Below are 10073 nucleotides of genomic sequence, written 5' to 3' on the forward strand. Positions count from 1 at the left end.
CATGTTAGTTCTGTTGTTGCTCGGTTAATAACTCAGTTAAAGCTTGTTTGTAGGCTGCAACGGGCTGCGCACCAGATAAAGCACTACGGCGGTTGAAGACCACTGCAGGCACAGCAGAAATGCCTAACCGTTGCCAATATTCTTCTTGTTCAATCACTTGCTCACGCTGTGTCTTACTCTCTAGATGCTGCTTCGCTTGCTCTACATCTAAACCGACTTGAGCAACCTCTTCAAGTAACGTGGCACGATTAGAAACATCTTTTTTCTCAGTAAAAGCGGCACTAAATAGACGTAATTTGAATTGTGTTTGCTTGCCTTGCTCATGTGCATATTCAAGTAATACATGTGCATCACGTGTATTGACTATCTTCATTTTGTCAAAAAAATTAAATGTGAAACCCGCTTCAGCTCCACGTTGAGCAATGTTAAGGCGTGACTGCCTACTTTCTTCCTCTGAAGAGCCATATTTTTCTGCTACATGCTCTCTTAAGTCTTGCCCTTCTGCAGGCATATTAGGATTTAACTCAAATGGTTGCCATTGCAGTTCAACTTTATCTGCTACCTCTAACTCATCGATTGCTCTTTGTAAGTTTTTATAACCAATAACACACCAAGGACAAACAACATCAGAGACGATATCAATCTGAATTTTATTACTCATAGCAACCTCTATATTTAGCTCATACTCAATTTAAAAATAACAATTTATAATCACAATGAGTATTTGTAGTAACCAATATAGCTAAATAAGAACGATCGTTCAATAAATTATTATACGCTCCTATTAATTACTACCACATAGTAATTTAAAGTAAGAAACTTGCCCCTGTTAATGAAGAAACAAAACAAAGTAGCCGCTTAAAATACGATTAACATATAAGGAAATATAAGAGGATTAAAAAATTCTAACTTTAAAAATAGTGCTAACAACTAAAGATTCGCAACCTTAATTGTATTACAATAAATTCAAAACTAGCTCTATTAATCATTCTGAAATAAAGGTTTACTTGTGTCTCAGCAATCTTACATTAAGAAAAACTTATCTCTTGCATGGCCATTAGCACTAAATGGATTGCTGATGCAGTCGATGCTAATGATCGATACATTATTAATCTCCCCATTAGGGGAACTTCCTCTTGCTGCTATGGGTATTTCAACAGCTATTATTGCCGCTATTCTTGGTATTCAAATGGCATTAGCCAATGGAACTCAATTAGTATTGAGCCGTGCAGTAGGTTCAGGTAATAGTGCTTCGCTATCAAGAGCATTTGTATCAGGGCTGATTATTAACACTACCATTTCAGTCATGTTTTGGGTCATTCTGACGTGCTTTGAGCAAACATTAATTCATGCGATTACCAGCGACATAACCCTGCATAAAGAGATCACTAACTACCTAGATATCGCCAAATATATTGTTATATTTACCGCACTCACGCAAGTGATCATCGCACTGTTTAATAGCTTGGGGAAAACCCAAGTACCCTTTAAAGGTTACCTTATCGAACTGCCGATCAACGCACTGCTTTCGTACCTCTTTATACACGGCTATCAATTCACAAATACGCTTAGTTTAGAAGGAATGGGCGTTCAAGGTGCAGCGATTGGTAGCCTGATGGCGATCACAGTGAGGCTTATTTATTTGACTCTGTATATGTACTTGAGCAAAGAGATAACGATTACGTTACCGGTTAAAGACGTGTCAATGATACGAAATATTCGCCTACATTTTATTGAAATCTTCCCCGTTGCCGCCAACGTAATGTTCTTGGCAATGGGTATTACTGTGTATCAGTTACTGTACTCACAACTTGAAATCAATGCTTATGTAGCGATTACTTTAATGATGCCATGGATACGTGCGGGGACTCAGTTTATTGCTGCATGGTCACATTCAACAGCCATTACAGTAAGCCAAGCAATCGGATCAGGTAAAATGGATGATCTCGCTAAAAACGTTGATAAAAGCATCGATATTGCAGTCTTGATATCCATCCTATGTGCTGGTTTTTTTGCAGGCATCAGCTTATTCATTGCAAATATTTACCCTGATTTAGATGCCGAAACCTATCAAGCATTATCGATTATTGCCCCTCTTTATATCTTTTTACCGATAGTTCGCGGTTACAACACGGTGCATGGCAATGTGTTACGTGCATTAGGTAAAACAACCGCTGTTTTCAAAATCAACTTTACTGGCCAATGGATTATCTCCATTCCACTCTGTGCACTTATTATTTTTATGTTCGACGCTTCTATATTTTGGGCATTTGCGATACAACCCTTTGAAGAGATAGTTAAAGCGATACCTTTTAGGCAACTCGCCAGAAAATCTTTAGAGGAATTTGATTTAGAAAAAGCAAAAAATTTAAATCATGATTAAAAATGAACACCATAAAAATAGCGATTAAAGGAAATAAAAAGAGATTAATAGTTGAATTCAAGAAGCTTAAATAATCAAAAGTCGATTCGAATATTTGATCTCGGCATAAGTTCTGTTTTTTAGTATGTGATCAATAATACACATTTTATCATCTCTACTTCTTTTCAGAGAATGACTCCCTATGATGCATAGTTAATTAATATAGTATTACAATATAAAAATCATAAAAAGGGATTAGAAAATGAAAAAAACACTTATTCTTGCTGGTTCAATGTTGCTTGCTTTACCTACATTAACTCTTGCAGATGTTGCTAATAATGGCGTTTCAAGCGCAGTACCAGCTGACAAATTTGACATGCGCAATTGGAAAATTACCATTCCTTCAGATATCAACCAAGATGGCCGAGTAGATGAAATCGAAGGTGTTGCAATGTTGAGTTATGCGCATCAAGATTTTTTCTTTTTAGACAAAGATAACAATATGGTTTTTGAAGTACAAAACCAAGCGATCACCACTAAAAATTCAAAAAATGCTCGTTCTGAATTGCGTCAAATGCCTCGTGGTGCTGACTTTTCCATAGACACCTCAGACAAACTTAACCAATGGGCACTAAGCAGCCACCCACAAGCTAAAGAATATAGCGATGTTGGCGGTACTTTAGAAGCAACAGTTAAAGTTAACCATGTCGCTGAAAATGCAAAACACCCAGAACGCCCACCAGCCCACTCAGTTGTTGTTGGCCAAATTCATGCTAAGAAACATGATCAGTTAATTAAAGCAAAAACAGGCTTTGGTCACGGTAATGAGCCACTGAAAATTTTCTTCAAAAAATTCCCAGGACACCAATACGGTTCTGTTTTTTGGAACTATGAACGAAATCTAGAAAAGAAAGATCCTAATCGTATGGATATTTCATTACCTGTTTGGGGCAATACTTGGGAAAACCAAGCAGAGCCAGGTAAAGCAGGCATCGCTTTAGGCGAAGAGTTTAGCTATAAAGTAAATATTGAAGGCACAATAATGCACTTAACTTTTGAGACGGCTCGTCACAAACCTGTTAGTTACGATATTGACTTAAGCAAAGCATACGATGAAAAAGATCATGCTCAAGGTTATGCAGAAGATGATTTTTACTTCAAAGCAGGCGCTTATGGGCAATGTAGTGTGAGTGATAAGCATGCGGTTTGGGGAACTGGCTGTGAAGGGACAGGCGATTTTGCTAAAGATAAGAAAGACGGTAACTACAGTAGCGTAACATTCTCAGCACTTAAACTTAACGGTCAATAAAAAAGCGAATAATTAAATGATTAAAGAGTCTTTTGCTTTGCAATGGACTCTATTTTTATCTTTTAAAAAGTCGCTCTACTCCCCTACTCTATGACTCTTGATTCGGCTTATCCGTTTGTGTGATCACAGCCTCTAGTAGCTGCTCTTGCAACGTATTTTCTTCTGGTTTATCGTCAATGGACGCACTTAAATCACTGCTATCAACTGCCTCAGAATCTTGTAATAACTCTACCATTTCAGAAGCGACTTCAGGTACAGAATCAATAAAAGTACTCGCAACGTCAACTGCATATTCAGGAATATTCTCAACTACTTGAGTCAAATAGTCATTAACAGCTTCTTCAATACCTTCCGCTTTCTCTGCTTCACTTTGTTGTTCACTATCTGTATCCATTAAGTTATTTACATAAGCTTCTGCGACAGCATTAGACGATTCAGGTAAAGCCTCAGAAACTGTCAGTGCTAATTCTGCAGAGTATTCAGGTGAAACATCACTTAAGCGGCTATACAATTCAGTCGCTGTTTCCTGTGAAGCTGCTGCACTTCTATCGACTGGACGCATCTCATCTAATGAATCAGAAAACTCAGTCATATATTGCTCAGTCATTTCTAACAAGTCGGCCGAATCTTCGCCGGACATATTTTCAGCCGCTAATTCCATCACTCGAATACCATTATCTGGCATCGAATTAGCGATCGCGACAATAATATTAGTGAATTGATCTGGGTGATTTGCGCTTATCCAATCAACCAATTCTTCCGCTTGTTCAGGCGATGCAGTGGTCAATGCTTCGGCAATATGAATAGCCATTTCAGGCGCAGCAGTACTAATCGCAGCATATAACTTACCAATATTGATTTCCTCAATAGTACTTAAGGCCGCTGCTAAGTTGGAGGCATTATGTGGGTCTCTTAAAGCTAGCGCTTTAGCCATATTAACAGCAGCACCCGGATTTTTAGTCGCTAAACTAACGGCGACTTCGGCTTCAGCACTTGGCTGGTAGGCTGGTTCAGCATAATCGATACGTGGATCCAGTGCTGATACCGCGCCTGCTGGCGTCTGCATAACAAAATGATCTTGGTCTTCTTGCGGTAAAGCAGAACGTTGCTTCATGCGGATTAAGATAAAAACTAATAACGTAATCGCAACCGCAATAATAAAGGTAAATAATGCGTTACTACCAAATGCACCCATTGCGGCCGAAGCTAAATAAGGCCCCAGAATACTGCCAAATGCATAAATTACTAATAACGAAGACATGGCAGCTAAAATTTGCTCTTTTAATACTTTATCAAAGGTTTCAGACATACTCATTGGGTACAAACAAGCAGCAACACCAGTGATCAACGCAATTGAAAATAAGCTTAAATTGAACATATTTAATGAGAGTAGTAAAGGGATGCAAAGCGCTGCTAAAATAATAGTTGTGACCATACCTAGCATAATTTTACGTCGATCAAAATGATCAGAAAGGTAAGCAATAGGGAACTGTAATAGAATTGCTCCTAGTATTGCTGACCCCATAAAAATGGATAAGTTAAGATCTTTAATTCCATTATCACTGGCAAAGATAGGCAACATATTTAATAAACCAGCGTACAGTACACCACAGTAAAAACAACTCACTACCCCTAATGGTGAGAGTTTTGCAATAGTGAGCAAAGACATCGATTCACTATCTTCAATCTTAGGACCTTGCTGTTTACTAATCACAATTGGCGTGATCGCTAAGCTAAATAAAACCCCTGAAACAACAAATAACGTCATTTGATCGATAGGTGCAATAGCCAATAAAAACTGCCCAGAGAATAGTGCACTCATTACCACCATCTGATTAATAGAGAGTATTCTGCCGCGATTTTTTTCAGTTGCACTAAAACTTAACCAACTATCCAACGTCGCATTGGTACAAGCGATACAAAATCCCGTTAAAATCCTCATTGCCCCTAGAACAAGTGGATCGGGAAACAAACCAGACACTAAAATAGCAACCGAGGTTAAACTACCACACATCGCAAATATTCTAATATGGCCAACACGTTGTAATAACTTACGACTATAAACCGCACCCAGTAAAAATCCCACCGACAACATTGATAAAACAAGACCAATATTATTCAGGCTAACGCCATCACTTTGCATTCGAACAGGTAACAAAATATTGCTTAACCCATAACCTGTCATTAATAAAAAACAGCTTATTAGCAATAGAAAAAAAGGTTTAATTGTCATTATCACAGAGGGATTCTCTTATTTAGCAGCGCATTAAGTGCTCCTAAATAGTCACTCATATGCAGTGCACTTCAGGAGAAAGGGTATCGATGACCAATTGCTTAAACAATCGGCAAGAATGTTAAATATAAAGCAAAAAGCATTAACAAAAAAGGCCAACGTAACGCTTCGAGTATTATATTAAACCTTTTAATAATACATCGACTTAATTTTGTAGAACGATCAAACCTTTTAATCTCAAATGCATCATATGAAAATAAAAAACACACAAGATTCATCAAAGTAACTAACAAGTTCAATGGCATCTTTGCTTAAAAAATTGTTTTTGCAAATACTTAATGCAAAAGTGATCTGTTTTTCTTCATATTCTTTTTATTTATATAAATTTATTTTTTATAACAAAATATTACAAGAAACTTTCCCTTCACCATTGTGAACCAAGACTCCCAAGAGGATGATTATTAGATGATCATTTTTTATACACACAAAAATATCATTAACGTAACTTCAACATCATCAAATTTAATACTGAGGAGTATCTAAATATGAGCCAAAGTATCGCAAGTTTTATTACTCAAACCCTTGAACAAGCTGGTGTAAAGCGAATTTGGGGTGTAACTGGCGATTCACTCAATGGAATAAGTGATAGTTTACGAAAAATGGGCACTATCGAATGGTTAGGAACACGCCATGAAGAAGCAGCCGCTTTTGCCGCAGGGGCAGAAGCACACATATCAGGAGAATTGGCCGTCTGCGCTGGTTCTTGTGGCCCCGGCAACCTACATTTAATCAATGGTTTGTTTGATTGCCACCGAAATAAAGTCCCTGTATTGGCGATAGCCGCCCATATTCCCTCTTCTGAAATTGGTAGTAATTACTTTCAAGAAACACATCCCCAGGAATTATTTAAAGAATGCAGTGTTTTTTGTGAGTTAGTTTCTAATCCAGAACAAATGCCGTATTTGCTCGAAACAGCCATGCGCCAAGCCATCTTACATAATGATGTAAGCGTGCTTGTCCTACCCGGAGATATTGCACTCAAAGCAATGCCAGAATTAACTAAAGCAAAATGGAACGTACCCAAACTAGCAACTTACACCCCTGATACAGAAGATATAAAAACATTGGCAGCACACCTTAATAAAAGTAAAAAGTTAACTTTATTGTGTGGTGCAGGGTGTAAAGGATCGCATGATCAAGTTATTGCGTTAGCAGAGAAGCTACAAGCCCCGATAGTACATGCGATGCGCGGTAAAGAGTTTCTTGAATATGATAACCCCTATGATGTTGGTATGACTGGATTTATCGGTTTCTCATCGGGTTATCACGCAATGCAAGACGCGGATACGTTATTAATGATCGGCACCAGCTTCCCATATCGAGCTTTCTATCCAGAAAATGCCACTATTCTGCAAATAGATAACCAACCCGCATCACTGGGACGACATGCTCAGATTGATTTTGGCGTACTAGGGGACACCAAAAATACTGTTGCGTCATTGCTTGGGCATATTAAGGATGGCCGTGATAGCACCCATTTAAAAAAATGTGTTAAAAATTATAAAGAGTCCCGAAAGGATCTCGATTTATTGGCCAATGGCAAGACCTCACATAATTTGATACACCCTCAATACCTTACACGACTACTCGATGAACAAGCTGCTGATAATACCGTCTTCACCTGTGATGTTGGAACGCCAACCGTTTGGGCTGCTCGTTATTTATCGATGAATGGTCAACGCCGTTTAATTGGATCATTTAATCATGGCTCAATGGCCAATGCCTTATCACAAGCAATGGGAGCACAATCCTTAGATCGTAACCGCCAAGTGATTGCAATGTGTGGCGATGGTGGTTTTTCGATGTTAATGGGTGATCTATTATCGCTAAAACAACTCAACCTACCGATTAAAATCATTGTCTATAATAACCGCTCATTAGGTTTTGTGGCAATGGAGATGAAGGCTAGCGGTTACTTGTCAGATGATACCGATTTAGATAATCCAAGTTTTGCAAAAATAGCACAAGCCTGTGGCCTAAAAGGGATCCATGTTAGTAATCCAGAAAAGCTACCCCAAGCAATGACTGAAATGATGGAGCACTCTGGGCCAGTAGTACTTGAAGTTGATACGGCAAAACAAGAACTTGCCATGCCACCACAAATCAAATTTGAACAGGCAAAAGGTTTTAGCGTTTATATGATGAAAGCGTTAATTAATGGCAAAGGTAATGAAATAGTCGAGCTTAGCAAAACCAATTGGTCACGTTAAATACCTGCTCAGAAACTATAAAGCCCCTATATGTGGTGTGAAGTGACCCCATTAAGTTGGGGCTTTATTTTAAGTGGTAACAGAAAACAAAAAAGCATCGCGTAGTATGAGCTATAAAAAAATAAGCATGACGATGAATGACCCTTAATCTAAACTCTGTATAAGTAAATCGATACAACCTCATTATTCCACGAATTTCCAAGCTAAATCACCTTCCTAATAATCTGTCATAACATCGATAATTAATATATTGAACCACACAAAACTAACAACACGATACGATGTAAAAACTTTAACATTTGAATATTTAACCGTATTGCACTCGATGACCATGGGATGAGGTTATATAAAATGATGCTTAAGTCTATTTTTCTAATAATTATCAAAAAAAAGTAACCGGTTACATTGGCGATAATTATGCGTTATGATTACTCATTAGGATATAATATCTGTCGTTTATCCGAGTCTATTTTAGGAATATTAATGAGTACGATCCTTGACGTATGCAAGCTAGCTGGAGTCTCTAAAGCAACCGTATCCCGTGTTATTAATGGGATAGGTCAGGTGAAACCGTCAACTCGTGAGAATGTTTTTTCTGCAATGAAAGAGCTTGGGTATAGACCGAATAGGTTAGCCCAAGCATTAGCCACCAACAAAACACATACGATTGGTTTAGTGGTTTCGGATTTTGATGGCATTCACTTTGGTTTGTTACTTAAACAAGCAGCCGCTAGTGCAGAATTTGCAAAAAAACAATTAATCGTTACCGATGGACATAACGATCCAGATTACGAATATGAAGTTATTTTACAACTGGAAGCACAGTGTGATGCGGTTGTACTTTATAGCCGTACCTTGACTGACGAACATATACAACGCTTGCATGAGCAACTCACTATTCCCATTGTTGTATTAAATCGTAATATGCCAGAACAATGTTTTCATTCAGTTTCTTTTGAACAAGAAGCAGCGGTAACCATTATGATGGATCACTTGTTCGAAAAGGGACACCAAAAAATTGCCTGTATTACTGGTCATATGGGCAATCCAACGGGGAAAGCTCGACTTAACGGATATAAAAATAGTCTACAAGCCGCTAGTATCGATTTTAAAGATGAGCTTGTTAAGCACGGTGTTTACGATATGAAAAGTGGCTATCAAGCCTGTAAAGAATTATTAAATGAAGGTATTACTTTCACTGCGATTGTTGCTTTTAATGACTGTATGGCATTAGGCGCTTTAAAAGCATTAACCGAAGCGGGTATCAAAGTCCCCGAACAAGTCTCTATTACTGGCATAGATAATGACCCTGTTTCAGAGTTTTTCACACCAAGATTAACCACCGTTAAACTACCAATTACGGACATGACCAAACAAGCTATCGAATTGGCAATAACCCTATGCGACGAAACAAAACCGACACATTCTTATCAATATAAAGGTCAACTCATCGAACGTGAATCTGTAGCGTCAGTTTATACAGCGAACAACTGAGCAAGAATAATACCGTAATATAAAAAATTATCGTAACTATTCAGCCTATAAAAATGGGCTGAATTAATTCATGGAAGGGATAAAGGGGGTTCCGTTAAACAGGTCAATCAACGCATCAAGCCTGTTAAGACCTTGCTTTTTCACCGTCGATAAATAACTTCTTAACGAACAAAATATATCACCACCGTCTTCTGAGCGGAAACATCCCGATATTTTTTGTTTCAACTTCGTCATTCTTATATCTCTTTCAGCCAGATTATTATCAAACGGCAACGCGAAGTTATACATAAAGGCGAGTACTTCACTTTTATGCTCAATAAGACGATTCAACAGGTTATGACTCTTGTGTTTTTTTACTCTCCCACGCTTTTTTACTTTCGGCGGTCTAATAATGGGGATTTGTTG

General features: G+C 38.1%; 7 protein-coding genes. 4 read left to right on the forward strand and 3 right to left on the reverse strand.

What is annotated here, in order from left to right; genetic code table 11:
- Positions 1 to 4: 4 nt before the first annotated feature.
- Entirely contained in the window at positions 5 to 661 is a 657-nt protein-coding gene (locus tag H592_RS0105095; RefSeq protein WP_028867829.1) for a DsbA family oxidoreductase, read from the reverse strand.
- 348 nt (positions 662 to 1009) lie between these two features.
- Between H592_RS0105095 and H592_RS0105100 the strand changes: the two genes are divergently transcribed.
- On the forward strand, positions 1010 to 2383 hold the full coding sequence (locus H592_RS0105100; RefSeq protein ID WP_084296201.1) for an MATE family efflux transporter: 1374 nt from the start codon (positions 1010 to 1012) through the stop codon (positions 2381 to 2383).
- Between the two features lie 241 nt (positions 2384 to 2624).
- On the forward strand, positions 2625 to 3671 hold the full coding sequence (locus H592_RS0105105; RefSeq protein ID WP_028867831.1) for a polysaccharide lyase family 7 protein: 1047 nt from the start codon (positions 2625 to 2627) through the stop codon (positions 3669 to 3671).
- Positions 3672 to 3759: 88 nt separating this feature from the next.
- Here the strand turns inward: H592_RS0105105 and H592_RS0105110 are convergent, their stop codons facing one another.
- Complete coding sequence (locus H592_RS0105110) at positions 3760 to 5904, reverse strand: MFS transporter (protein ID WP_084296202.1); 2145 nt, start codon at positions 5902 to 5904, stop codon at positions 3760 to 3762.
- Between the two features lie 545 nt (positions 5905 to 6449).
- Here H592_RS0105110 and poxB point away from each other — a divergent pair.
- Positions 6450 to 8174, forward strand: a complete 1725-nt coding sequence (poxB, locus tag H592_RS0105115) for a ubiquinone-dependent pyruvate dehydrogenase (protein ID WP_028867833.1) — start codon at positions 6450 to 6452, stop codon at positions 8172 to 8174.
- 483 nt (positions 8175 to 8657) lie between these two features.
- A complete protein-coding gene (locus H592_RS0105120) occupies positions 8658 to 9668 on the forward strand; it encodes a LacI family DNA-binding transcriptional regulator (protein ID WP_028867834.1) in 1011 nt (336 codons plus the stop codon).
- Between the two features lie 63 nt (positions 9669 to 9731).
- Here the strand turns inward: H592_RS0105120 and H592_RS0105125 are convergent.
- Positions 9732 to 10073: IS66 family transposase (locus H592_RS0105125; RefSeq protein WP_156916076.1), on the reverse strand; the 342-nt coding region annotated here is incomplete at its 5' end.

Origin of the sequence: Psychromonas arctica DSM 14288 (assembly GCF_000482725.1) — a bacterium.
Lineage (GTDB): Bacteria > Pseudomonadota > Gammaproteobacteria > Enterobacterales > Psychromonadaceae > Psychromonas > Psychromonas arctica.

Excerpts from the sequence above, each read along its gene's own strand:
- H592_RS0105095 (WP_028867829.1), bottom strand. The coding sequence starts at position 661 with ATGAGTAATAAAATTCAGATTGATATCGTCTCTGATGTTGTTTGTCCT.
- H592_RS0105105 (WP_028867831.1), top strand. The coding sequence starts at position 2,625 with ATGAAAAAAACACTTATTCTTGCTGGTTCAATGTTGCTTGCTTTACCT.
- H592_RS0105110 (WP_084296202.1), bottom strand. The coding sequence starts at position 5,904 with ATGACAATTAAACCTTTTTTTCTATTGCTAATAAGCTGTTTTTTATTA.
- poxB (WP_028867833.1), top strand. The coding sequence starts at position 6,450 with ATGAGCCAAAGTATCGCAAGTTTTATTACTCAAACCCTTGAACAAGCT.
- H592_RS0105120 (WP_028867834.1), top strand. The coding sequence starts at position 8,658 with ATGAGTACGATCCTTGACGTATGCAAGCTAGCTGGAGTCTCTAAAGCA.